At 40.6% G+C, this 24,368-nt stretch carries 20 protein-coding genes; 15 read left to right on the top strand and 5 right to left on the bottom strand.

Translation table 11 applies throughout. The features are described from left to right. Positions 1-96: 96 nt before the first annotated feature. The gene (locus tag FPK91_RS21155; RefSeq protein WP_227006641.1) at positions 97-1,338 is read left to right on the top strand and encodes a hypothetical protein; all 1,242 of its coding nucleotides are present in this window, start codon (positions 97-99) and stop codon (positions 1,336-1,338) included. Between the two features lie 653 nt (positions 1,339-1,991). Here the strand turns inward: FPK91_RS21155 and fadJ are convergent. Then, complete coding sequence (fadJ, locus tag FPK91_RS20700; RefSeq protein WP_144213959.1) at positions 1,992-4,112, bottom strand: fatty acid oxidation complex subunit alpha FadJ; 2,121 nt, start codon at positions 4,110-4,112, stop codon at positions 1,992-1,994. A 5-nt stretch (positions 4,113-4,117) separates the two neighbouring features. Next, positions 4,118-5,428 (bottom strand): acetyl-CoA C-acyltransferase FadI, encoded by a 1,311-nt coding sequence (gene fadI / locus FPK91_RS20695; protein ID WP_144213957.1) that lies wholly within the window; start codon positions 5,426-5,428, stop codon positions 4,118-4,120. Between the two features lie 409 nt (positions 5,429-5,837). Here fadI and FPK91_RS20690 point away from each other — a divergent pair, with 409 nt between their 5' ends. The 10 genes from FPK91_RS20690 (at position 5,838) to FPK91_RS20645 (ending at position 17,504) form a co-directional block, all read left to right on the top strand. After that, positions 5,838-6,794 carry an AAA family ATPase gene (locus FPK91_RS20690; RefSeq protein ID WP_144213955.1) on the top strand — a complete coding sequence of 319 codons (957 nt, stop codon included), beginning with the start codon at positions 5,838-5,840 and terminating at the stop codon, positions 6,792-6,794. A gap of 18 nt (positions 6,795-6,812) precedes the next feature. Continuing rightward, on the top strand, positions 6,813-7,760 hold the full coding sequence (locus FPK91_RS20685) for a DUF58 domain-containing protein (RefSeq protein ID WP_227006640.1): 948 nt from the start codon (positions 6,813-6,815) through the stop codon (positions 7,758-7,760). Continuing rightward, a complete protein-coding gene (locus FPK91_RS20680) occupies positions 7,761-8,300 on the top strand; it encodes a DUF4381 domain-containing protein (RefSeq protein WP_144213953.1) in 540 nt (179 codons plus the stop codon). After that, positions 8,288-9,286, top strand: coding sequence for a vWA domain-containing protein (locus tag FPK91_RS20675; RefSeq protein ID WP_144213951.1), 999 nt, complete (start codon positions 8,288-8,290; stop codon positions 9,284-9,286). Before FPK91_RS20680 ends, FPK91_RS20675 begins: the two co-directional genes overlap by 13 nt. Further along, a complete protein-coding gene (locus tag FPK91_RS20670) occupies positions 9,286-11,289 on the top strand; it encodes a vWA domain-containing protein (protein WP_144213949.1) in 2,004 nt (667 codons plus the stop codon). Before FPK91_RS20675 ends, FPK91_RS20670 begins: the two co-directional genes overlap by 1 nt. Beyond that, positions 11,283-12,905 (top strand): BatD family protein, encoded by a 1,623-nt coding sequence (locus FPK91_RS20665; RefSeq protein ID WP_144213947.1) that lies wholly within the window; start codon positions 11,283-11,285, stop codon positions 12,903-12,905. The genes FPK91_RS20670 and FPK91_RS20665 overlap by 7 nt, the downstream gene beginning before the upstream one ends. A gap of 106 nt (positions 12,906-13,011) precedes the next feature. Continuing rightward, positions 13,012-13,575, top strand: a complete 564-nt coding sequence (locus tag FPK91_RS20660) for a sigma-70 family RNA polymerase sigma factor (protein WP_144213945.1) — start codon at positions 13,012-13,014, stop codon at positions 13,573-13,575. Further along, positions 13,568-14,272 carry a DUF3379 domain-containing protein gene (locus FPK91_RS20655; protein WP_144213943.1) on the top strand — a complete coding sequence of 235 codons (705 nt, stop codon included), beginning with the start codon at positions 13,568-13,570 and terminating at the stop codon, positions 14,270-14,272. Before FPK91_RS20660 ends, FPK91_RS20655 begins: the two co-directional genes overlap by 8 nt. Before the next feature lie 153 nt (positions 14,273-14,425). Next, positions 14,426-15,877 (top strand): sodium/proline symporter PutP, encoded by a 1,452-nt coding sequence (gene putP, locus FPK91_RS20650; protein WP_144213941.1) that lies wholly within the window; start codon positions 14,426-14,428, stop codon positions 15,875-15,877. A gap of 370 nt (positions 15,878-16,247) precedes the next feature. Beyond that, a complete protein-coding gene (locus FPK91_RS20645) occupies positions 16,248-17,504 on the top strand; it encodes an OmpP1/FadL family transporter (RefSeq protein ID WP_144214637.1) in 1,257 nt (418 codons plus the stop codon). 198 nt (positions 17,505-17,702) lie between these two features. On the opposite strand, the gene FPK91_RS20960 is transcribed toward FPK91_RS20645, so the two are convergent. Further along, positions 17,703-17,846 carry a pentapeptide repeat-containing protein gene (locus tag FPK91_RS20960; protein ID WP_158638106.1) on the bottom strand — a complete coding sequence of 48 codons (144 nt, stop codon included), beginning with the start codon at positions 17,844-17,846 and terminating at the stop codon, positions 17,703-17,705. A 34-nt stretch (positions 17,847-17,880) separates the two neighbouring features. Between FPK91_RS20960 and FPK91_RS20640 the strand changes: the two genes are divergently transcribed. Genes FPK91_RS20640 through FPK91_RS20625 form a run of 4 tightly spaced genes read left to right on the top strand, consistent with a single transcriptional unit; the run spans position 17,881 to position 22,820 of the window. Next, positions 17,881-18,903 (top strand): efflux RND transporter periplasmic adaptor subunit, encoded by a 1,023-nt coding sequence (locus FPK91_RS20640; RefSeq protein WP_144213939.1) that lies wholly within the window; start codon positions 17,881-17,883, stop codon positions 18,901-18,903. A 2-nt stretch (positions 18,904-18,905) separates the two neighbouring features. Next, entirely contained in the window at positions 18,906-22,133 is a 3,228-nt protein-coding gene (locus FPK91_RS20635; RefSeq protein ID WP_144213937.1) for an efflux RND transporter permease subunit, read from the top strand. 20 nt (positions 22,134-22,153) lie between these two features. Further along, positions 22,154-22,375, top strand: coding sequence for a YgaP family membrane protein (locus FPK91_RS20630; protein WP_144213935.1), 222 nt, complete (start codon positions 22,154-22,156; stop codon positions 22,373-22,375). Between the two features lie 34 nt (positions 22,376-22,409). Next, positions 22,410-22,820 (top strand): rhodanese-like domain-containing protein, encoded by a 411-nt coding sequence (locus tag FPK91_RS20625; RefSeq protein ID WP_168926962.1) that lies wholly within the window; start codon positions 22,410-22,412, stop codon positions 22,818-22,820. Positions 22,821-22,921: 101 nt separating this feature from the next. Here FPK91_RS20625 and FPK91_RS20620 read toward each other — a convergent pair whose 3' ends face one another. Beyond that, positions 22,922-23,386 (bottom strand): GNAT family N-acetyltransferase, encoded by a 465-nt coding sequence (locus FPK91_RS20620; protein WP_144213933.1) that lies wholly within the window; start codon positions 23,384-23,386, stop codon positions 22,922-22,924. A 112-nt stretch (positions 23,387-23,498) separates the two neighbouring features. Continuing rightward, positions 23,499-24,074, bottom strand: coding sequence for a CBS domain-containing protein (locus FPK91_RS20615; RefSeq protein WP_158638105.1), 576 nt, complete (start codon positions 24,072-24,074; stop codon positions 23,499-23,501). Positions 24,075-24,368 lie beyond the last annotated feature (294 nt).

Genomic DNA, 24,368 nt, shown 5'->3' with positions numbered 1-24,368 from the left:
TATTGGCACAACAAGTGCAACTCTCTATTCAAACGTCAAATAAACGTTATCAAAACGTTAAATAGTTTAATTACCCTGAATAGAGAGAATAACAAAATGATTAATGGAATTATCGTAGCCGCAATTATGTCTTCAACTTCTAATGCCGCTATTAATACAATGGAAGTTCTTCCTAAAATTCACCCTGAACAAGTTAAAACAGTTGGTTTGCCAAATGTTAAGTTTATAAATACTCAATATGTAGGCTTACCAAACGTTAAGTTTATTGACACTCAAGTTGCTGGACTGCCAAACGTTAAGTTCATCGACACTCAAGTTGCTGGCCTACCGAACGTTAAGTTCATTGACACGCAAGTTGCAGGCCTACCAAACGTTAAGTTCATTGACACGCGAGTTACAGGTCTTCCAAATGTGAAGTTCATTGATACGCAAGTTGCAGGTCTTCCAAACGTTAAGTTCATTGACACTCAAGTTGCAGGTCTTCCAAACGTTAAGTTCATTGACACTCAAGTTGCAGGTCTTCCAAACGTTAAGTTCATTGACACTCAAGTTGCTGGCCTTCCAAACGTTAAGTTCATCGACACTCAAGTTGTTGGCCTTCCAAACGTTAAGTTTATTGACACTCAAGTAGCAGGTCTACCAAATGTGAAGTTCATTGACACTCAAGTTGTTGGCCTTCCAAACGTTAAGTTTATTGAAACTCAAGTAGCAGGTCTACCAAACGTTAAGTTCATTGACTCGCAAGTAGCAGGTATTCCAAACGTTAAGTTCATTGACTCGCAAGTAGCAGGTCTTCCAAACGTTAAGTTCATTGACACTCAAGTTGTTGGCCTTCCAAACGTTAAGTTCATTGACACTCAAGTAGCAGGTCTACCAAATGTGAAGTTTATTGACACTCAAGTAGCAGGTCTTCCAAACGTTAAGTTCATTGACACTCAAGTTGCAGGTCTTCCAAATGTGAAGTTTATTGACACTCAAGTAGCAGGTCTACCAAACGTTAAGTTCATTGACACGCAAGTTGCTGGCCTTCCAAATGTTAAGTTCATTGATACGCAAGTAGCAGGTCTTCCAAACGTAAAATTCATTGACACTCAAGTTGCTGGCCTTCCAAACGTGAAATTCATCGACACTCAAGTTGTTGGCCTTCCAAACGTTAAGTTTATTGACACTCAAGTAGCAGGTCTACCAAACGTTAAGTTCATTGACACTCAAGTTGCTGGCCTTCCAAATGTTAAGTTCATTGACACTCAAGTAGCAGGTCTTCCAAACGTAAAATTCACCGATACTCAAGTCGCTGGTCTGCCGAACGTAAAATTTATAAATTCAAGCATCGCTTAAGGAGATTGGAATATGTTTAATTCTCTAAAAAAAGTACTAGGCATTGCTAAACCACAACGCAAGAAAGTAAAACTTCCAGAAGGCTTGGAGCATTTAGAAGTGATTCAAGCGAAATCATGGTGGAGTTAATTTTTGGTGAAATGAAAAATAAACAATAAAAAAGGGAGCAATTGCTCCCTTTTTGTTGGTTTTAATATCTTAAAATAATTTTTGTTGTTCATTCTCACAAGCAAGTTTACGTACTAATAAAAACTTATGACTATTAAATAATGGATACGCTAATGGACCCATTAGAAAACCTGCAAATGACCATCTTTTAACAGCCATTCCTTGAGAAAAAGCACAATTACCCAGGAAAACTCCCGATAATATTGAAATCATAACCACTAGAAATATCACTGAAACCTCAACAATTCATTCAGCTAACGTCATTCCTTGATACATAAACACCTAGCTTTGCTGCTTGGTGCGTCTGATTGGCTCATATTATAACCAAGCCTAAAATTCAAAGCTATTGTCTTTTTTAAGATTACTTGTATTTAAAACTACAACATCTGTACATTTAACAGGCAACCAAGTGCCACTTTAGAATGATAAAGCGGCAAAGTGTTGCCGCTTTGTTAATTTTCAAGTGCCAAAAGTATGAATATTGGCTAATAAAAGGTAGCCCCTTCGTCAGCCATTTTGACTAATCTTTCACAAGGCGCAAATCTATCACCATGTTGCTGCTGAAACTGCTGTAATTTTGACACTACATTTTTAATACCCATGCTATCCATATGACGGAAAGGGCCACCTAAGAATGGTGGAAAACCAATACCGAAAATAGCGCCAATATCGCCATCTCGTGCACTTGCAATAATACCTTCATCTAAACAACGAACAGCTTCATTTAGCATCTGCACTACACAGCGCATAGCAATGTCGCTTTCGCTACCACTTGACTGATTATTAATACCTAGCACTTGATAAACACTTTCATCGACAAGTTTGGCTTTGTTTTTCTTGTTGCCGTATTGATAAAAACCTTTACCATTTTTACGGCCTTTACGGTCATCAGCAAGTAACTTATCAAATGCACTTGGGGCTTCAAAGCGCTCACCAAGTTCTTTGGTTAGAATTGGAGCAATCTTAGCTCCTACATCTATACCGACTTCATCAAGTAATGTAATTGGCCCTACAGGAAAACCAAATTTAACTAATGATTTATCTAAATCCTCTATTTTTTGCCCTTCAAGTAATACTTGCGCTGCTTCATTCATGTATAACGCTAAAATACGATTGACATAAAAACCCGCACCGTCTTGAACGACAATGGGCGTTTTACCTTGCTTACGAGCAAAGGCCACTGTAGTAGCAATCGTTTCAGGAGAGGTTTTCTTGTGCGCAATAACTTCAACTAAAGGCATTTTCTCAACAGGAGAAAAGTAATGCAGTCCAATCACATTTTCAGGCCTGCTTGCAGCTTCTGCAATTTGGCTAATAGGCAAAGAAGACGTATTTGAAGCGAAAATAGTATTTTCATGACATTCACGTTCAACATCTTTCACCATCTGATGTTTTAGTGCTAAATCTTCAAACACTGCTTCTACCACGATATCAGCATCTTTTACGCCGCTATATTCAGTCGTTGTAGTCATTAACGCCATTAGGCTATCTCTAGCTGCCGGAGTCATATGGCGACGCTTAACACCTTTGGCTAGTAACTTATAAGCATATGCTAATGCATTACTTAAACCTGTTTCATTGATATCTTTAACACGGGCTGGAATTTTAGCTTTGGTTGTCGTTACAGAAGCTATACCGCCACCCATTAAACCACCACCAATCACCAATGCTTTATTGACCTTGCGAGGCTCAGCCCCTGCTGCCCCAGTTTCTTTTTTCATTTCGGTAGTAGCAAAAAAGATGCTACGTAATGCTTCAGATTCCGGTGACATAACTAATTCAGCGAAATGGCTGGCTTCAACTTCTAAGCCTTTGATCATGCCTTTATTCATGCCCTGCTTTACACAATCAATAATCTTAGCCGGAGCTGGATAGTTGCCTTGAGTCTTTTTCAATACTTGTTTTGCAGCTTGATTGAAAATAATGTCACGTGTTGTGCTGGTAGATTCAAGCATCTTATTCAGAGCAGATTTCTTGATGATTTTTGCTGCTGACTTACCTTTTTTAGCCATCGCGATGGCTGTTTCAAGTAAGATTGATTCTGGAACAACATCATCAACTAACGCCATTTTAAGCGCTTGCTTAGGACGAAGTTGCTTACCGGTTAACATCATATCTAGCGCAGTAGTAATACCGACTTTTCTGGGCAGACGCTGTGTTCCGCCACCACCAGGTAATAAACCAAGCTGTACTTCAGGAACACCCATAATGGTTTTCTTGCTATCAGTACAGACTCGTAAATGACAGGCTAACGCCAATTCTAAGCCGCCGCCTAAACATGCACCATTGATAGCTGCCACAACCGGAATAGTTAGATTTTCAAGTTCATTGAAAACCACATGCCCTTGCTGCGAAAGCTCTTTCGCTGCAGCGACACTAGTGCATTCATCTAACATTGTGATGTCAGCACCGGCAACGAATGAATCAGCTTTACCGGAAATAACCACAACACCTTTAATACTGGCATCTGTTTTTATTTCAGTAAGAATGTCACTAATTTCTGGACCAAATTCAGCTTTCAATGTGTTCATGGTTTCACCAGGAACATCCATAGTCAGAATCGCAATTCCGTCTTCACGACGTTGTAAGTTAAATGTCTTTTCCATCAGAATTACTCCACTTCTACTATCATTGCTGCGCCAAGACCACCTGCCGCACATGCTGTTGCTAAACCTGTTCCACCACCACGACGCTTAAGTTCACGACAAACTTGGGTGATCAAACGTGTACCTGTAGCTGCAAATGGATGACCATAGGCTAATGAACCACCCAGTACGTTAAATTTACTCATGTCGATTTCACCAATCGCACGATTTTGACCTAATTTTTCTGCGGCAAACTTTTTAGAACCAAACATTTGCATGTTAGCTAATGTTTGCGCGGCAAATGCTTCATGCATTTCAATCAGGGTTAAATCTTCTAGCTGCATACCAGCACGTTTAAGTGCAAGTGGTGTGGCGTAAGATGGACCCATTAGCATGTCTTGCCATACATCAATGGCAGTAAAGGCATAACTCTTAATGTAACCAATGGGTTGATAGCCTAGCGCTTTGGCACGACCTTCACTCATTAGAATGACTGCTGATGCTCCGTCCGTTAGCGGCGTACTGTTAGCAGCAGTAACTGAACCATGTTTACGATCAAATGCTGGACGTAACTTTGCGTAAGACTCTAAAACTGAGTTTTCACGAATGTTATTATCACGGTCAATAAACTTCTTATATGGCGGTACGTGCGCAGTCATGACTTCATCGCGCAAGTTGCCTGAGTTCCATGTTTCTGTGGCTAAAGTATGTGAGCGATGGGCTAATGCATCTTGATCTGCACGGCTAATAGAATAGGTCTTTGCCATTTGCTCAGCGGTTTGCCCCATAGACAGACCGGTTGAATACTCAGCAACTGCTGGCGGCACTGGCAATAGATCTTTAAAACCTAAACGGCGTGCGATAGCAAATTTCTGCTTAAAGGTACGCGCCTTATTTAAATCAACTAATGCGCCAGCTAAGTTCTTTGATACACCGATAGGGACTACAGAAGAAGAATCAGCACCACCAGCGATACCTATTTCAACATTACCTGTCATGATTGACTCAGCAACATTGACAGTCGATTGAAAACTCGTCGCACAAGCACGAGTCACACTGTATGCGTCAGTTGATACGTCCATACCCGTACCCAACACAATTTCGCGGGCAATATTTGGCGCTTCAGGCATTAGCACGACTTGACCATAAACTAACTGTTCAATGGTTTTAGGATCTAACTCTGAACGAGAGAGCAATTCATTAACCACCATTTTGCCCATCTCTAATGCGGAAACGCCATGAAATGCGGTCGCCTGCTTCGCAAAAGGAGTACGTAAACCCGCTACGATAGCGATACGCTCTCCGCGGGAATTGGTTACTTGTTGTCTATCACTCATTGTTCACCCTCTTGTAATTGTTTAGCCTTTAGGCTTTTCAGTGAAATTTTATTTTGTCAGATATATCTGGTCTGACCATAAAAGTGTGATCTGATTCTAACTTTTAATTGTGCAGTTTTAAACATCCGTATGAAAATAAGCACATATAATCAGCAAAAACTTTATAACATGTTTAGTTAATAACTTTTATTTCAACGACTTACAAATTAGAGTTTTAACTTTATTTTTATTAACACGTAAGCTGAAGGTGAATTTAAGCCCAAATAGGCAATGCTTATACCTATTCATTTTTAGGGACAAATTAATTAAAGATGAAAATCTGTTAATCATACTAGCCAAACCCTTATGAAATTCATTAACATAGAATTAATTAGTTAAACTTCATCAGTTAATAAATTTGAGTATCATCATGCCTTTGAGTCGATTTCATTCTTTACGCGCTTATTTAGATAATGTCATTTTAGGACAACCAGTTTTAACAGAAAATATGCTTATCGCCTTGATAGCTGATGGCCATTTGCTTGTTGAGGGTCCTCCAGGTTTAGCCAAGACCCGAGCGGTAAAAGCGCTATGTGATGGCGTTGAAGGCGACTTTCATCGTATTCAATTTACCCCTGACTTATTACCTGCAGATTTAACAGGTACCGATATCTATCGAGCGCAAACAGGTACGTTTGAATTTGAAGCTGGGCCGATATTTCATAATTTAATTCTTGCCGACGAAATTAACCGTGCGCCGGCAAAGGTTCAGTCAGCATTACTTGAAGCCATGGCTGAAGGACAAGTGACCGTAGGTAAGCACAGTTACCCTCTTCCGAAGCTATTTATGGTCATGGCAACACAAAACCCATTAGAAAATGAAGGTACTTACCCTCTACCTGAAGCCCAATTAGATCGCTTTTTAATGCACTTAAGCTTAGATTACCCAAGTGCAGATACAGAACGTCAAATATTACGTCAATCACGTAAAGAAGCACTGACGGATGAGCTACCAACCATTGATCCTGTAGCGCAATCAGATGTATTTGCAGCACGTGAACAAGCAATGGAACTGTATTTAGCTGAGCCACTAGAAAGCTATATTGTTGAAATCATTATGGCAACTCGTCAACCTGAACGTTATAGCCCAGAACTGGCAAAATGGCTTGAATATGGCGTGAGCCCACGTGCATCTATTTCATTAGAGCGTTGCGCTAGAGCAAGAGCATGGCTACACCAACGTGACTTTGTTTCTCCAGAAGATATTCAAGCCGTGGCACCTAACGTACTAAGGCACCGCTTATTACTGAGCTATCAAGCTGAGGCTGAAGGCATCACTGCCGATCATGTAATCAATCATATTTTAAGCCAAGTGGCTGTACCTTAATCTTGAGTTATAACCACAATGTCAGTAAATGCTATGTCAGTTGAACATGAATTACCGCTATTCAGTAATGGCATCAATCTTAATGAGCAAGAGCTTATTGCTTGTCAAAGTATTGCCCGTGCCATGCCTGAAAAACGTAGCCGCGCAAAAGCCAATCTTGCAGGCCATCGAAGCAGCCTAATAAAAGGTCGTGGAATGGAGTTTGCTGAAGTGCGCCATTATCAAAATGGTGATGACGTTCGAACTATAGACTGGCGCGTAACGGCTAGAACAGGTAAAGCGCATACTAAGCTGTTTGTTGAAGAGCGCGAACGGCCTATCATTTTATTAGTCGACTTAAGTCATAGTTTATTTTTTGGTTCAAGTTTACTTTTACAATCAGTGCAAGCAGCTCATATTGCTGCCACGTTAGGCTGGAATGCAATTAATCATGGTGATCGTTTAGGGGCTTTAATTGCAAGCGAAACCGAACATGTAGAATTAAAACCGCGTAGCCGTCGCCAAGGTATATTACAACTGACATCAGCATTAATTAAAGTCCATCAAAACCAGTTAAATCATTTTGATGAACTACCACAAGATCCTCAACATATTCTTCGAGCCTGCCAACGATTACAAAGAATTGCAAAGCCAGGTTCGTTAGTTTGGATCATTACTGATGGTCAGCATTTCACAAAAGAATGTTTAGCTGCGTTAACGGAGCTTAAGCGACATTGTGATGTTGGTGCATTTGTTGTCAGTGACCCACTTCGTCAAGGCACACTGACATTGCCGAAAAAGTTTTCTTTACCTGTGCGTGATGGTAAACAACAGCTTACTTTAACTCGACATAGTTATAATGCCTGGTTAAATGAGCAATTAGCTAACCAACAACAATTTATCGAGTTGATGAAAATGATCAAAGTGCCCACTCGCTTTATTGACGCAGGTAAAAGTCTTAGTGCCCAACTGGAAGTATTACGTTAGATGAATACCACTCAAGCTAATCCCGCTTTAATGCAAATGGAAGATATCGTGCTACCACCACCGATATCTCAATTCCCTATAGCTGCCGGTTATTGGATACTGTTAATTGTTATCATCGCAGCAATAGTCATCTTGTATATAAAGTGGCGTAAATCAACTCAATATCATGCGCCACGAAAAGCCGCCTTATCGGAACTGAAACAGCTTGATATTAATGATAAACAGTATGCGAGTCACATTAATACTTTGCTCAAGCGAACGGCATTAACTTATTTACCAAGACAAGACTTTGCCAAGCTGGATGGCGAGCAATGGTATACCTGGCTTGAGCGAAGATTGCCTGTATCTGATCATTGCGTAATAGGAACTCTATTAGCTAAGCGATACCAAGCTTGCGGTTTAAGTGCAGCAGAAAGTCAGCAATTATTTGAATTAACTAATCTCTGGTTAGGTAAGAAAACACATTTTGAACCTATTAGTGCAGTTAAAAACGTTAACAGCAAACAAACTAGCACTAAGGAGGCTACATGTTCTCAATAGCATGGCCTTGGTTACTGCTTTTATTACCACTACCTTGGTTATTCAAGTCCAAAAAAGTTGCCAAAAGTAGCGGTGGCCACCTGCAATTACCAGGTATTGCCGATGCAGAAAATGTCGTAACCGCAAGCCCTGATAAACCTTCGAGAAAACTCTATTGGATAATGTGGCTTTGCCTCTTGTGTTCTTTAACAAGACCTCAATGGCTAGGCGAGCCGATTGAGCTTCCTTCTGAGGGCCGCGACTTGATGTTAGCCGTAGATTTATCCGGCAGTATGCAAATTCAAGATATGGTCGTAGAAGGTAAAACTGTTGATAGATTAACGCTAATTAAACACGTTATTGGTGATTTTATCGAACGACGGAATGGCGATAGGCTTGGCTTAATTTTGTTTGCTGATCATGCTTATTTACAAGCACCACTGACTCAAGACAGACGTTCTGTAGCAAAATTTCTTGCTGACAGCGAAATTGGGCTTGTGGGTAAACAAACGGCTATTGGCGAATCAATTGCATTAGCAGTAAGACGTTTTGATACTGTCAATGACAGTAATCGGGTATTAATTTTACTAACAGATGGCTCAAATAATGCCGGTAATATTGAACCTGAAGTCGCAGCCCGGATTGCCGCTGAACGTAATGTCACTATATATACCGTGGGCGTTGGCGCCGAAGTTCTCGAAAGACGCAGTATATTTGGCACCGAAAAAGTAAACCCATCGCTTGATCTTGATGAAACCCAATTACAAAAGCTTGCTGACATGACTAATGGGCATTACTTCCGTGCACGTAATAGCGAAGAATTAGCTCAAATTTATCAAAAGATTGATGAACTCGAACCCGTTAGCCGTGACCAATTAACTTATAGACCTAAAAACGAGTTATTTTACTGGCCATTGCTTTTAGCCTTATTAGCAAGTTTAGTCATTAGCTTACGTGGACAGATTACTATGCTAAATAATACCAAGACAACTAAGGAGGATAAATAATGGATTTGCATTTTATCCGCCCTGAATGGTTATTAGCATTAATACCTTTAATCTTGATTGGCCTTTATCTATGGCGACATACTCAAAAGCAATCAGCATGGCAAAATTATATTGCTCCACACCTTGCAAGCACCTTAATCAGTGAATCAGCACAAATCAAAAAGCAACCTAAATGGGTATTAATACTGGGTTGGTTTATTGCTGTTATCGCTATTTCAGGTCCTGCAGTTAATAAGCAAAGTTTACCCGTATTTGCCAGCGAACAAGGCCGTGTATTGGTTATGGATATGTCACTGTCAATGTACGCGACAGATCAAAAGCCTAACCGCCTTTCACAAGCAAAATACCGTGCGACCGACTTTTTAACTAATTTAAAAGAAGGTGAAACTGGACTGATAGCTTTTGCAGGTGACGCTTTTACGATTAGCCCGCTAACCCGAGACAATTCAACCTTATTGAACCTACTGCCGACATTAACACCAGATATCATGCCTGTCCGCGGTTCCGATTTAGCGGCAGCGCTAACCCTAGCACAGCAGTTATTAGGCCAAGGTGGCCATATCACTGGTGATATTATTGTCATGACGGATGGTGTTAATGCTGCGCAATATTCTGACGCTGTAAAAGCATTAAGTGGCAGTCGATATCGCGTCTCTGTGATGGCTTTTGGCACTCAGCAAGGCGCAGCAATACAACTACCTGATGGGCAATTAATGCGTGATAATGGTGGTGAAATCGTGGTTGATAAAACAGATTTTTCATTACTTGAAAAATTAGTTCAACCAACTGGTGGCTTAATGCTGCCAGCAAGAGCTGATGGTGCAGCGTTAAGCCAGCTCGAATCATGGCTTTCAAATGATGGCAGCGCTAAAGCGACTGAACTTGAAGGTGAAGCTTGGCAAGATCTAGGTCCTTATATCGCACTGTTACTTATCGTACCTGTTTTATTGAGCTTTAGATTTACCTTAATTCCAGTATTTAGCCTGTTTACCTTAGGCTTAATGATGCAACCTAGCCCTGCACAGGCAAATACTTGGGATGATTTATGGCAAACAGCCGATCAACAAGCAAGCGAGCAATATAATCAGGCTCAGTCAGAAGAAGACTTCACCAAAGCTGCTGAGCAGTTTAATCAACCCTTATGGCAGGCTAGTGCCCAATATAAAGCGGGAGATTATGAAAATGCGTTAGCCGGATTTGAGCAAGATGAAACAGCTAATGGCCTATATAATCAAGCTAATAGCTTGATGCAGCTAAATAAAATTGACGATGCTATTGAACGCTATCAACAAGCCTTAACCAAGCAAGCTGACTTCCCACAAGCACAAAAAAACCTCGCCTTAGCTGAACAAATTAAACAGCAGCAAGAACAGTCTGATCAAAACCAGCAAGGTGAAGACAATCAGTCTGACGAAAACCAGTCCGATGAAAAGCAGTCTGATGATAAATCAGAGCAAAATCAATCTGAAGGCGAACAGTCGAAAAGCGACCCATCACAAGATGACACATCTCAAGATCAGCAGTCAGAAGGCGAACAGTCTAAAGATAATCAGCAGCAACCGAGTGATGAGCAATCAAAAGACACTCAACAAAATGACGCCCAAGATAATGACTCAAGCGACAGCGAAGATAACTCACAGAATCAATCCCAACAAGACGAGCAAGCAGCGGCAACGAATGACGCTGAAATGCAAGCTGACAGCCAAGAGAACCAACAGGCTGATGCACAAAAAGATGATAAAGCAACGGATGCAGCTCAAACCAAAGGCCAATCTCAACAACAGCCTCAAGAGCAACCCGTTGAGCCGACTGATCAGAAACCTGAATCAACACAAGCTGTTGCATCTTCTGAATTATCTGAAGAACCGCTTCCTGCAGACTTAGAAAGAGCGCTTCGTGCCGTCAGTGAAGACCCACAAGTGTTAATCAGAAACAAAATGCTATTGGAATATCAAAAGCGTCGTCAAAACGGCCAACTTCCTAAGGACAAACAACAGTGGTAAATAGAATCCTTTTCGCCCTACTCGCAATTTTCTTTGTAGGGCAAGCTAACGCGGTCAGCAACATACAGGCTACCGTTGATAGAAACCCAGTAATGCAAGGTGAATATTTTGTATTAAATGTCACTGCAGATGATGATCTCAATGCGGGTTTGCTCGATACCTCTATATTGCTCAAAGACTTTATCGTCGGTAGAACCAGTGTAGGTAGAAGTACTCAAATCGTTAATTTTGATTCAAGTAAAGAAACCCGTTGGCAAGTACTTTTATCGGCCAAGAATGCCGGAACCGTGACTATCCCATCTTTTACTATGGAAGGCGTTAAATCTAATCCCATTAACTTAACCGTCGCGAATGCTGGATCCCAGCCACAACAGATGAAAAGTTTATTTGTTGAAGGTATTTTAAGTACCAATGAAGCTTACGTAGGGCAACTGGTCACTTATAAGGTGAAACTTTTTCTAGCCGCTGAACTACAACGTGGCGTCATTAGCGCACCAGAAATAGCTAATGCTGATATAAAACAATTAGGTGATGATAAAGACAGTGTTGAAATTGTTGATGGACGCCGCTTTCGAGTGATTGAACGGACCTATGCCATGATCGCTGATACTCCGGGTAAACTCGCGATTAAGGGTGCCAGTTTTTCTGGCGATATCTTGGTAGAGGCCCCTAGACGCGGTGGTATGTTTGGCTTTAATGAAAGCAGGCCGATGCAAGCGAAAGCTGAAGATAATCAAATTGTCATTAAGCCCATTCCTGATGCCTACCAAGGTGATTGGTTAGTGAGTGACTTACTCATAGCCAAAGAAGTATGGCCAGAAGACAGCAGTGAATTTGAAGTGGGTAGTCCAATTACTCGCACCATTAATATTATCGCCTCTAATGCTGACAGTAATAGCCTTCCTGACATTGAACTATCAATGCCCAATGAGCTTAAATCATATCCAGAAAAAGCAGTTAGACAAACGGTAGTAAGAGATAACCAAGTTATTGCACAATACAGCCTAACCACGGCAATCGTGCCTACAAAACCGGGAACTTATACCTTACCTGAAATCACTATCCCATGGTGGAATTCACAGCAGCGTAAACAGCAATATGCCACTATCGCAGCAAGAACAGTGACGATAACAGGGACTCCCGATGTATCTCCAGCACCGGTAATTCAAGACAATAATACCCAAACAAATGATCCAGGCTTTTGGCCTTGGTTAACCTTGTTATTCGCCACGTTATGGATAATAACTATCGCATTGTGGCTAAAGGCACGAAGTAATAAGTCCAATATTATGGTTACAGCGGCCAGTAATAACATTATCATTCCGTCGATTATTTCAGTGGATGATATTGCTAATGCTTGTGACAAAAATGATGTTTCATTAGTCATCTCATTACTGCAAAAAAGATTTACTCAGCAATGCAATAAACCGATGAGTTTATCTGATATAAGCAAGCTGTCAGCATTTCTTGCTAAAGCGATAAGTCAGTTACAGCAGGCAAAATATAGCCAAGAAACCACAAATATTGATAAAGCGGCGCTCATTGGCGCACTAAATGATACAAGTAATAAACTGGTGGTAAACTCGCCATCAGTGCTGAGTTCACTCAACCCTTAACAGCCCTGCCCCAAACTGACTGATTGAATAGCAAGCATAATTGTACTTGCTATTCATCAGTAACCTTTTAAGCTATCGAACATAATATTTTTAAGAAAAGATAAAAATGTTCGATAGCTTGCGAAATAAAAAGTCCGAACCCACGGTCATATCTGACATGCTAACTAAACAGCGACGATACGACAGCCTCGTCAAGGCACTTCACACTGATATCTTCCGATATGCCTACTGGCTAATCGGTGATAAACATGTTGCTGAAGACGTCACCCAAGAAACCTTTTTACGAGCATGGCGCGCACTTGATTCTTTAAAAGATGATAAAGCGGCCAAAGCATGGCTGATTACGATTTTACGCCGTGAAAATGCCCGTAGATTTGAACGTAAACAATTTGATTACAGTGATGTGGAGCAAGAATTGCTCGAAGATGAAAAATCTTCAACCACCGAAGACAAAACTGAACAATATTGGCTACGTAAACAAATTGGGTTACTAGAGGTCGAATATCGCGAACCGTTACTGCTACAACTTATTGGTGGTTTTAGTGGTGAAGAGATTGCTGATTTATTAGAGCTAAATAGAAATACCGTCATGACGCGATTATTTCGCGCCCGTAATCAATTAAAAGACGCTTTAGAGTCTCCTGAAGTTAGAGGTCAATCAAATGGATGATCTACAATTTCGTCGCCATGCCTATGGTGACCCAAACAGCCAAGATGACGATTTCTTGGAACAGATTGCTGCGTCTGAAACAGATGCTAAATTAGTCAGTGAACTTAAATCATTAGACAGTAAGCTCACAAATGCACTCAATATTGATGTGCCTAATGATTTAGCGGATAAGCTATTACTGCGACAGCAGTTGAATAAACATCAAGAACAGAAGAAACATACTCGATACCTGATGGCAATGGCAGCGTCTGTTGCATTAGTGATCGGATTAAGCTTCAGTATGCTGAGATTTACCCCGGTAGATTTAGCTGAACATGCCCTTGCTCATGTTTATCATGAACCTAAATCGATGATGGTTGATCAAAATGTCGGTTATGAAGATGTAAACTTCAAACTTGCGGGTATCAATGGTTTAGAAAATGCCAAGTTTATCAATCAACCTGGTAAGGTTTTTTACACCTCTTATTGTGATTTTCAAGGGGTCAAAAGTCTTCATTTAGTCATGGAAAGTGAACATGGAAAGGTCACGCTGTTTATTGTACCAACAGAAAACAGAATGGTGACTGAAGAATCTTTTGCTGACCAAAACTATCAAGGTATGGGTTTCCAAACGGCAGGTGCATTTATGTTGTTAGTTGGTGACCAGCAAGACGACTTAGAATATGTTAAGTCGGAGATAGAGCAAACTTTCATCTAAACTGTCAACATTTACAACACAATTAACCAACAACCAGCTAGTGTAATTTCATTAGCTGGTCAATAACTATCCGTTTTCCCTTTCAAAACTGTGCACTAGCTCTTACATCTGCTAGCATGTTCCGCACTATAAAGAGAATAAAACGGAAGTAACATGGCAATAGAAACACCAATTTTAATCACTTTTATCGGCTATCTCGCATTAATGATGGGGATCGGCTACTGGGCTTATCGTAAAACAGACACTGTAGATGACTATATTCTTGGCGGCCGTAAAATGGGCCCTTCGGTCACAGCATTAAGTGTCGGCGCATCGGATATGTCGGGTTGGTTACTGCTTGGTTTACCTGGTGCTGTATACCTAGGTGGCTTAGGTGAAGCTTGGATAGGCTTCGGTTTAGTATTTGGCGCCTGGCTTAACTGGTTATTTGTAGCAAAACGTCTACGAATTTATACAGAAGCTGCAGATAATGCCCTCACCTTACCTGACTTTTTTGAAAAACGTTTTGAAGACAAGCAAGGCATATTAAAACTTGTTTCAGCAGTTACCATATTAGTATTCTTCACTTTCTATACTTCTTCAGGCATGGTTGGCGGCGCAATCTTATTCGAACAAATCTTCGGTCTAGATTATACCGTTTCACTTATGATTGGCTCTGTCATCATCGTGGCATACACCTTTGTGGGTGGCTTCTTTGCTGTCAGCTGGACAGATTTCTTCCAAGGCTGCTTAATGCTCATCGCATTACTCATTGTCCCTATCGCTATTTTTTCTCAACCAGAGACCCAAACATCACTTGAAGCTTTAGATCCGGCAATGCTGTCGTTCTTCCATGACAATATGACTACGATTGGCTTAGTGTCACTTCTTGCTTGGGGCTTGGGGTACTTTGGTCAACCACATATTTTGTCTCGCTTCATGGCAATCGGCAGCCCTGATGATATTCCATTATCACGCCGCATCGCCATGAGTTGGATGGTAATAGCATTAATTGGCGCTCTAGCCACTGGTATTGCGGGTACGATTTACTTCGCTGATGCAACATTAGCTAACTCTGAGACCGTATTCATCCATTTAGCCCAAGTGGCATTTAACCCATGGATTGGCGGGATCTTAATTGCGGCTATTTTATCAGCCATTATGAGCACCATCGATTCGCAATTATTGGTGTGTTCAAGTGTTATCACTGAAGACTTCTATCGTAAATGGCTTCGACCTGAAGCTAAAGATAAAGAACTGATGCTAGTGGGACGTTTTGGTGTTTTAGCAATTGCTATCATTGCAATAGTTATTGCGTTAAACCCAGACAGCAAAGTACTGGATTTAGTGAGCTATGCATGGGCAGGTTTTGGTGCTGCATTTGGTCCAGTAGTGCTTATGTCACTATTCTGGCAAGGATATAGCCGTAACGGTGCAATCGCGACAATTCTTGTTGGCGCTGTTACTGTTGTTGTTTGGAAACAACTTAGCGGTGGAATATTCGATCTTTATGAAATCCTTCCAGGCTTCATATTTGCAACCGTTGTAGGTGTTGTCGTCAGTAAAATCTCGCCACCAGCAGATGTCGTTCAAGCACAATTCGCTAAATTTAAAGCCTCGCTTTAACTGAAAAATAAGTTTGATTACGGTGTTAAAGCCGTAATCAAACCTTTCAGCGTACATTTGTACTCTTTTTTACAAATCTTTCATGTTACCTAGTTGTTGCCACCGCCAGTGAGATAGATCACACCCTTATATCCCTAAGCCTATGCTGGTTATCACTTTTTCTAACCTTTGTGACAAGCGTTACGATCTTAATACAACGTCAATATCGCAAATTAACCTAATGTTAACAACGACTAGCAACTGGTCGGAGTTGCAGTTATCACAGCTGTTACCTAATATGCTCGCATTATTAAAGTTGGTGTTAATTGGGGACTTTGGTGTTAGGCACTGAAGAAATTAATAAACTGACGTACAACGATGAGATAAAATGATGACTAAGTTTAACAAGACTCTACTCGCAATGGCTGTAACTTTAGCCAGCACACAAACAATGGCAGCTGGTTTTCAATTAAACAGCCAATCAGCTACAGGTTTAGGCCGTGCAATGGCTGGTGACGCTATCATCGCTGACAATGCTTCAGTTTTAGCCCGCAACCCTGCTGCAATGGCTTTATTCGATGAAAAAACACTTTCAATTGGTGCATCTTATGCTGACGTAAACGTTGAAGTTACTGATGTTCAATATGGCGATAATCATTTAGGAAGTATGGATAATGCTGCTGAAGCTAAGATTATCCCTAATTTTTATTACATTAGCCCAATCAACGATCAATGGGCTTATGGTGTAGCAGCCTTCTCGAATTATGGCACTGGTACTGATCTTTCATCACTAAATAGTGGTCACGACTTCAATACACCAATTGATTTATTGGGTAATACTGAAGTCACTACCATTAACTTTAATGCTAGTGTTTCATACCGTATTAACGATTCTTTGAGTTTAGGTTTAGGTCTTGATGCTGTATATGGTTCAGGCACATTAACCCGTAACGGTGATATTGATATAGGCTTCGGTGATATGCCACTAAACCTAGTTGACGTTGAAGCTGACGGCTGGGCTGTTGGTGGAATCGTTGGTTTAGCCTACGAGTTTAATGAAAATAACAGAATTGGTTTAAGCTACCGATACAGTCCACAAATGGATGCTAGTGGCGACATCATGTATAACCCTAGTGTTATCCTACCTCAAAGTTTTGATAGCATTGAAATCCCAATTGCTGATATTGCTCAAATCGCTGGTTTTCATCAATTAACTGAACAATTTGCGATTCACTATACTGCGCAATGGACACAATGGAGCTCATTTGACAACATTAGTGTCGTCGATGGTAATCTAGGCACTCCAAGTGATGTAATTAAACATTATAACTGGAAAGACTCTTGGTTCTTTAGCTTAGGTGGCACATACGATATCAATGACACTTGGACTGTGCGTGCAGGTATTGCAAGTGATGAAGGTGTTGTTGGTGAAGTGTCTTCATTATCAATTCCTGATTCAGATCGCATGTGGTATTCAGCAGGTTTCACGTATAACTTAAGTGATAAATCGAGCATTGATTTTGGTTACACTTTAGTTGCTGGTGAAAAAGTTCATGTTTTAGAGGATAGCGCACTAGTAGGGCAAGTCAGTGCATATACTGAATCAGGCGCGAACTACTTCTCATTGCAGTACAACCACACTTTCTAATTAGCCTATTCAATAGTTTAATTTTATCGATGAAAACCGCCATGATTTCCATAGGCGGTTTTTTTGTCGTTGAAATTTGAATATCTACACCTTTCATTAGATTTTACTCATAAAAGAATTGCAAAATAGCCCAACATCTATTAGAATTTTCTTATAGATAGTTAAATTAAGTTGGTGCCTCATGTCATTCCCAAATACTCATCGCATATTTAAAAATGCTGCATTTTTAAAAGCGCCAATAATCACATCAACAAAATTACCCTCGATAAAGTTAGCTTCGATAAAGTTAGCTTCGATAAAATCACCCTCGATAAGATTCGAATCAATAACAAGCCAATCCATAAAGATTAGATCGCTCCATCTTATATTCGTCTTAATGGGCGCTTTTATTGCCACTAACGTGAATGCAAACACGCCAGTAAAAACCATCACTGTGACACCTACCTTAGAAGCCCAACAACTATTTTTTGATGGCAGGATTGAGGCGGTTAAAGCCGCGACAGTGTCAGCGCAAACCGCCGGAAGAATCATCAAACTTAACTATGACATTAACGACCTTGTTCCTGAAGGAGCACCATTACTGGAAATAACCAGCAAGGAACAAGGTGCAGGATTTGCTTCCGCAGAAGCAGAGTTAGCCAGAGCGAAAGCTAAAAACATTGAATCCCAGGCTCAGTTTTTACGCTACCAAGCGTTATTTCCAAAAGGCGCGATTTCAAAAGGCGCAATGGATGAAGCAACAGCGAATGCTTCCAGTAGTTTACAAGCCGTCAGTGCTGCAAAAGCCGCATTAATTAAAGCCAGAGAAACCTTAAACTATACCATTGTGAGTGCACCTTTTAGTGGCCGAGTTACTGAGCGCTTTGTTGAACTTGGTGAAACCGTGGCCGTTGGGCAACCGTTACTTTCAGGTTATGACACCAGCGAAATGCGCGCGGTATTTCAATTGCCACAGCAACATAAAAATCTCATTAGTCCTCTAAACAGTTCAGATAAACAAGTGTCTAACTTAAAAGTGAAGCTAGATGGCGACACTTATTTACCAAAGCAAAGCGTAACGGCTTTTGAATTTATTAATCAAAATAATCATAGTTTTCAAGCAAGGGTCTACCTTTCTCAGTCTGAACATAATGTCATTCCTGGACAATGGGTAAAAATCATTATCGATAGCAATGTTGAGCCTAGCCTTTATATCCCGGTAACTGCCATCACTAAACGAGGTCAGCTTAGCGGTGTATATCGTCAAGTAAACGATCAAACCTTGTTTACCCAAATTAGAACAGGACAACAGCAAACAGACCAAGTAGAAGTGCTTGCAGGATTACAAAGCGGCGATGTCATTTTAGAAGATGCACTAGCGTTTTTGATTAACCAAAACGTTAATAAGCAAGAGCAATAGATATGAATAAATTACCTAATGATCTAGGCTTCTCTGGTCGTATTGCCGCGGCATTTCAATCTAATGCCATCACCCCACTTTTGGCACTATTAGCTCTATTACTTGGTTTGTTTGCCGTAATGGTGACGCCAAAAGAAGAAGAACCGCAAATTGATGTCACTTTTGCTGATGTATTCATCCCTTATGCTGGTGCCACTCCTGCTGAAGTAGAAAGGGCTGTGACGATTCCCGCTGAGCGACTTATATCTGAATTAAAAGGACTCGATACGCTTTATTCTTTTTCGATGAATGATGGCGCATTAATCATTGCAGTTTTTGATGTAGGTGTTCAGCGAGATCACGCTATTGTGAGCCTCTATAATCAGTTTCAATCAAATCGACAGGTGTTTAACTCAGCAGCAGGTATTGGCCAGCCATTAATAAAGCCACGGGGAATTGATGATGTACCGATCCTTGGGCTGACATTATGGTCAAAAGACTCAAACGTTGACGCTGAGTCTCTGACTATTGTGGCAACAGAACTTGAGAATGAATTCAAACGAATTAAAGGCACTAAAGAAATCTATTCTTTAGGTCGACAAGAATTAGTCGCCAACGTAAGAGTTGATCCCCTTAAAATGAATCACTATGGCATTAGTTTTTCACAATTAAAGCAGGTGTTAACCGATAATAACCACATCTCGATGCCGGGTTCACTGATCCAAAACAATCAAGAAATCAAAGTAAAAACAGGGCAATTCCTCAACAGTATTGAAGATATAAAGCAACTTATCATCACTGTATACAATGACGCTAATACAGCAGGCGATCCTGTTTATTTATCTGATATTGCCGATATTAGTTTAAAAAGTGATATCCCATCGCAACATGTTTGGCACGCAGACAAACAAGGCATATACCCTGCCGTGACGTTAGCTATTGGTAAGCAAGCTGGCGAAAATGCTGTCGAGGTTACCGCTAAAGTACTTAAACGCTTGGCTAAAATCGACAATGTGCTAATCCCACAAAATATTGAAGTGACCCTTTCGCGTAATTACGGCGAAACTGCAGGCGATAAAGCCAATACCCTAATACTTAAATTGATGTTTGCTACCGCAGCGGTGGTGTTATTAGTGCTGATCACGATGGGAAGCCGCGAAGCATTAGTCGTTGGTATCGCTATCATCATCACCTTAGCCGTGACCTTATTCGCGTCATGGGCATGGGGCTTTACCCTCAATAGAATTTCATTATTCGCATTAATTTTTTCTATCGGCATATTGGTTGATGATGCCATTGTAGTGGTTGAGAATATCCATCGTCACATGGCAATGGGCACCACGGAGCTTAAAAAGTTAATCCCAATCGCTGTCGATGAGGTTGGCGGACCAACAATTTTAGCCACTTTCACTGTAATAGCAGCGCTTATGCCAATGGCCTTTGTTTCTGGCCTTATGGGCCCTTATATGAGCCCTATACCAATAAATGCCAGCATGGGAATGCTGATATCCTTAGTTGTCGCCTTTGTCATGACACCTTGGCTCAGTTTGAAGTTTTTAAAACATCAATCCGCAGCAACACCAAATTCAAACACAAGTGCGGTTACTTCAAGTTCAGACTCTAAATTACAAACCTTGTTTGAACGTATCATGTCGCCATTTCTCATAGGTGAAAAAGCCGCCAAAGCTCGCAAAGGTTTAGCCGCTTTTATCATGTTACTAATTGCTATCGCTGTTGCCTTACCTATTGGGCAATTGGTGGTGTTAAAAATGCTGCCATTTGATAATAAATCTGAATTTCAGATCATTGTAGACATGCCAGAAGGCACCCCTCTAGAGCAAACACAACGTGTACTCACTGACTTAAGTACCTATCTGACCAGTGTAGATGAAGTTGAACATGTGCAGCTTTATGCAGGAACCCATGCCCCCATCAACTTTAACGGTTTAGTCCGCTACTATTTTATGCGTGATAGCCAGGAGTTGGGTGATATTCAGGTCAACCTAGTCGATAAAGGAGACCGGAATCGAGACAGTCATGAGATTGCTCAATCCATGCGTGAACCATTGAACAACATAGGTGCGCCTTATAAAGCGAATATTAAGATTGTTGAAGTACCACCTGGACCACCAGTCTGGTCTCCAATCCTTGCTGAAGTATATGCACCTAATGAGCAACTTCGTGAGCAAACAGCCAATGCGCTAATGCAGCGCTTTGAACAAACTGAACATGTTGTCGATGTAGATATTTATTTACCCACACAGCAGCAGCAATGGCAGCTCACCATTGACCGCACTAAAGCCAGCTTAATGGGGATTCAATATCAGCAGATTGTTGATACGGTAACAACCGCGGTTAATGGTGCTGATGTAAGTTATTTACATGATTCTCAATATCAAAAACCGGTGCCAATTCGGGTGCAAGTAAAAGATGTGGCAAAGTTTGACCTACAGCAAATTCTGTCTTTAACGCTGACAAATTTTGTGGGTGAATCAGTTCCTTTGTCTGAGTTGATTACCATCAAGTATGGCAACATTGATACCCCTATTATTCATAAAAATATGGTGCCAATGATCATGGTGGTTGCCGATATGGCCGGACCTACTGATAGTCCGTTATATGGCATGTTTTCTATGGCGTCAGCAATTGAGCAAGATAATATTGACGGAAATAACCCCTTCCCAATAAAACAACACTTTATTAGCCAGCCAGATGGACTTTCAGATGTGGCAATTTTGTGGGATGGGGAATGGAAAATAACCTACGAAACCTTCAGAGATATGGGCATTGCTTATGCCATCGGTATGATTGCGATTTACTTATTGGTTGTTGGTCACTTTAAATCTTATTTAGTACCGTTAGTCATAATGGCACCCATTCCACTTACTATTATCGGAGTAATGCCCGGCCATGCACTACTTGGGGCACACTTTACTGCACCATCGATGATTGGAATGATTGCGCTAGCCGGCATTATAGTCAGGAACTCCATTTTATTAGTTGATTTCATCAAGCTTCAAACCGCTGCTGGCATGCCACTAGAAAAGGCGGTGATTCAATCTGGCGCAGTACGAGCAAAACCGATTATGTTAACGGCCTTTGCCGCCATGATTGGTGGTTTATTTATCATTGATGACCCAATTTTCAATGGGTTAGCAATTAGCCTTATCTTCGGTATTTTTATATCAAGTTTATTAACCTTAATCGTCATTCCTATTTTGTATTATAGCGTGATGAAAAACAGATCTTAATAACAACCAAGGAGTTACCCATGTCTTTAGAAAAAAGTATTATGGCATTTGCAGGATTTATGGTGATGTTGTCTTTGGCATTAACTGCTCTAGTCAGCCATAATTTTATCTGGCTCACATTGTTTGTTGGCGTAAACCTATTTCAAAGTGCTTTTACTGGTTTTTGCCCAGCAGCAATGGTATTAAAGAAACTCGGTATTCGTTCTGAAGCAGAAATTGCCAACGACATAACTAGACAATAGAAAACACTAAAAATATAAAAAGGAATTATCCGTGCTGCAATTACAGGTCAACAACTTTACTCATGCTAGTTTTGTTAAACAGAACTTTATAAGACTGAGTCTTTTATGCCTGAGTTTGTTAATACTGAGCTTTAGCCAATTAAGCATCGCTCGAGATCAAAGCCCCGATATCGCTTGGGAAAAGATTAGCAATGGCGCGCTGATATTAGATGTCAGAACCGCTGAAGAATTCGCTGCAGGTCACCTTGAGGGGGCGGTAAATATTCCCTTTGAAGTGGTATTAACTGAGCTCACAAAACAGCAAATGGCAAAAGACACCAATATCGTGCTTTATTGTCGTAGCGGGCGTCGCAGTGGGATAGCTAACGATGAATTAGTTGCGGCAGGGTTTACCCAAACCTATAACGGCGGTGGATACCAAATGTTGTCGACAAACAAACGCTAATTTACTAATAACATATTAAAGCTCATAACAAGCCTTACCTTCACTATAAAATAACGGTAAGGCTTTTTTGTATTTATTTGAAAACCGTTAAGCATTTATATCTACATCAAAGATTTTTCCATCGGCACACAAGCAAGATCGATCCCCCTTGGAGAGTGCCAGATAGATTGAGTTTCCCCAATAAAGCCACAAGTTCGATAAAAAATAACCGCGTTTAATGAGGCGTCTAAAATTAACTTTTTGCACCCAGCCTCGCGCGCTATTGATTCTAAGTGTTGTAACATTGCCCGACCTAATCCCTGTCCAAATGCACTTGGCCTAACGAACATGGCATCAACCATACCTGTATCAACATCTATCATGCCGACACCTGCAATATCGCCATCTGCTATTGCCACATAACCAGTAGCCGCAAATACATCTGCAAATTGTTGAGGTAAATCCCCTTCGGTCCAGACTCTTAATACATCGTCATCATAATGACCTTTACATTGTGTCCATATCGCTTGATTACGAATTTCAAACGCTGTTTGTGCATCCGCTATAGTTGCCTTACGTATTTGCATCCATGCTCCGTATTATCAGTGCCTTATCTATTCCACTGTATATTGATTAAATACTAGAAACAAATTCAGTTTCATAAATATAGCAGGTTAATAATCCGGTGATTTCCAATGACTAACTAGCCGCCTTCACTTTATCGATATCATCTGCAATAACCATAAAACTGGGATTAAGATTGACATCTATAGATAACTTTAATTTCCGTACAATATCATTGGCAGAAATCAAACCTCGGATGATATGCGCCTGCTCGTCAATCACTAAACAATGTTGATGCTGAGAGTTTTTCAAGGTTTCGATGACATCACAAATTCGTGAGTTTTGAAGTTCTTTGTAATCAATGGCTTTAAGTGAATCCTTAGTTAACATGAAATCACTGAGAAGTAATTGCTCTCTGGGGAACCCTTGAGCAACGTGTTTTTGCATTTCTTGGCTATGGAGCATCTGCAAGCTAACCAACCCCATAAAGTGCCCCTGTTCATCAATCACAATTTTGAGCCTAACATGGGATTGCTTCATCAGATGTTCAACATCAACAGCGGCAGTATTCAATTTAATGACTAAGGGTTTAAGGTTGGTAAAATCAGTAAATACAGCAGAGGCAGAAGAGAAAATGTTAATGTGCTCAGAAACTTCTGGGCGTGCAAGTTGATCTATTTTCTCTACTGAATATAAATTTAGCGTCTTCATTGTCACTTCCTTCATAGACTAAACCATAATATTACAATGAGTTATCAAGTCTAGTTTTAGGAAGTTCAGATACTATTATGATAGAAGTTCTTACTAAATTACTTACAGAAGTTCTATCGACATTTTATCAAAAAAATATCGCAATAGCGTCATAAAGACTTCTTGGTATTTAATCGCCACTATCAACTTTTTGCTAAAAACTTACTACCTAATGTTATAGCAGTAATTGATAATGGATACATCAGCTAAACGTAGACTATATAACGTTTAAACTATAGCCTAATTTAGACAAAC

The sequence above is a fragment of the Shewanella donghaensis genome (assembly GCF_007567505.1).
GTDB classification, from domain to species: Bacteria; Pseudomonadota; Gammaproteobacteria; order Enterobacterales; family Shewanellaceae; genus Shewanella; species Shewanella donghaensis.
Note: the sequence above shows the minus strand (reverse complement) of the source record. Positions and strands in the feature narration are given on the sequence as shown.

Coding starts and splice junctions, on each gene's coding strand:
- fadJ (WP_144213959.1), bottom strand. CDS start 4,112: ATGGAAAAGACATTTAACTTACAACGTCGTGAAGACGGAATTGCGATT.
- FPK91_RS20680 (WP_144213953.1), top strand. CDS start 7,761: ATGAATACCACTCAAGCTAATCCCGCTTTAATGCAAATGGAAGATATC.
- FPK91_RS20960 (WP_158638106.1), bottom strand. CDS start 17,846: ATGGATTGGCTTGTTATTGATTCGAATCTTATCGAGGGTGATTTTATC.
- FPK91_RS20670 (WP_144213949.1), top strand. CDS start 9,286: ATGGATTTGCATTTTATCCGCCCTGAATGGTTATTAGCATTAATACCT.
- FPK91_RS21155 (WP_227006641.1), top strand. CDS start 97: ATGATTAATGGAATTATCGTAGCCGCAATTATGTCTTCAACTTCTAAT.
- FPK91_RS20630 (WP_144213935.1), top strand. CDS start 22,154: ATGTCTTTAGAAAAAAGTATTATGGCATTTGCAGGATTTATGGTGATG.
- fadI (WP_144213957.1), bottom strand. CDS start 5,428: ATGAGTGATAGACAACAAGTAACCAATTCCCGCGGAGAGCGTATCGCT.
- FPK91_RS20660 (WP_144213945.1), top strand. CDS start 13,012: ATGTTCGATAGCTTGCGAAATAAAAAGTCCGAACCCACGGTCATATCT.
- FPK91_RS20690 (WP_144213955.1), top strand. CDS start 5,838: ATGCCTTTGAGTCGATTTCATTCTTTACGCGCTTATTTAGATAATGTC.
- FPK91_RS20655 (WP_144213943.1), top strand. CDS start 13,568: ATGGATGATCTACAATTTCGTCGCCATGCCTATGGTGACCCAAACAGC.
- FPK91_RS20645 (WP_144214637.1), top strand. CDS start 16,248: ATGACTAAGTTTAACAAGACTCTACTCGCAATGGCTGTAACTTTAGCC.
- putP (WP_144213941.1), top strand. CDS start 14,426: ATGGCAATAGAAACACCAATTTTAATCACTTTTATCGGCTATCTCGCA.
- FPK91_RS20620 (WP_144213933.1), bottom strand. CDS start 23,386: ATGCAAATACGTAAGGCAACTATAGCGGATGCACAAACAGCGTTTGAA.
- FPK91_RS20615 (WP_158638105.1), bottom strand. CDS start 24,074: ATGAAGACGCTAAATTTATATTCAGTAGAGAAAATAGATCAACTTGCA.
- FPK91_RS20635 (WP_144213937.1), top strand. CDS start 18,906: ATGAATAAATTACCTAATGATCTAGGCTTCTCTGGTCGTATTGCCGCG.
- FPK91_RS20675 (WP_144213951.1), top strand. CDS start 8,288: ATGTTCTCAATAGCATGGCCTTGGTTACTGCTTTTATTACCACTACCT.
- FPK91_RS20685 (WP_227006640.1), top strand. CDS start 6,813: ATGTCAGTAAATGCTATGTCAGTTGAACATGAATTACCGCTATTCAGT.
- FPK91_RS20640 (WP_144213939.1), top strand. CDS start 17,881: ATGGGCGCTTTTATTGCCACTAACGTGAATGCAAACACGCCAGTAAAA.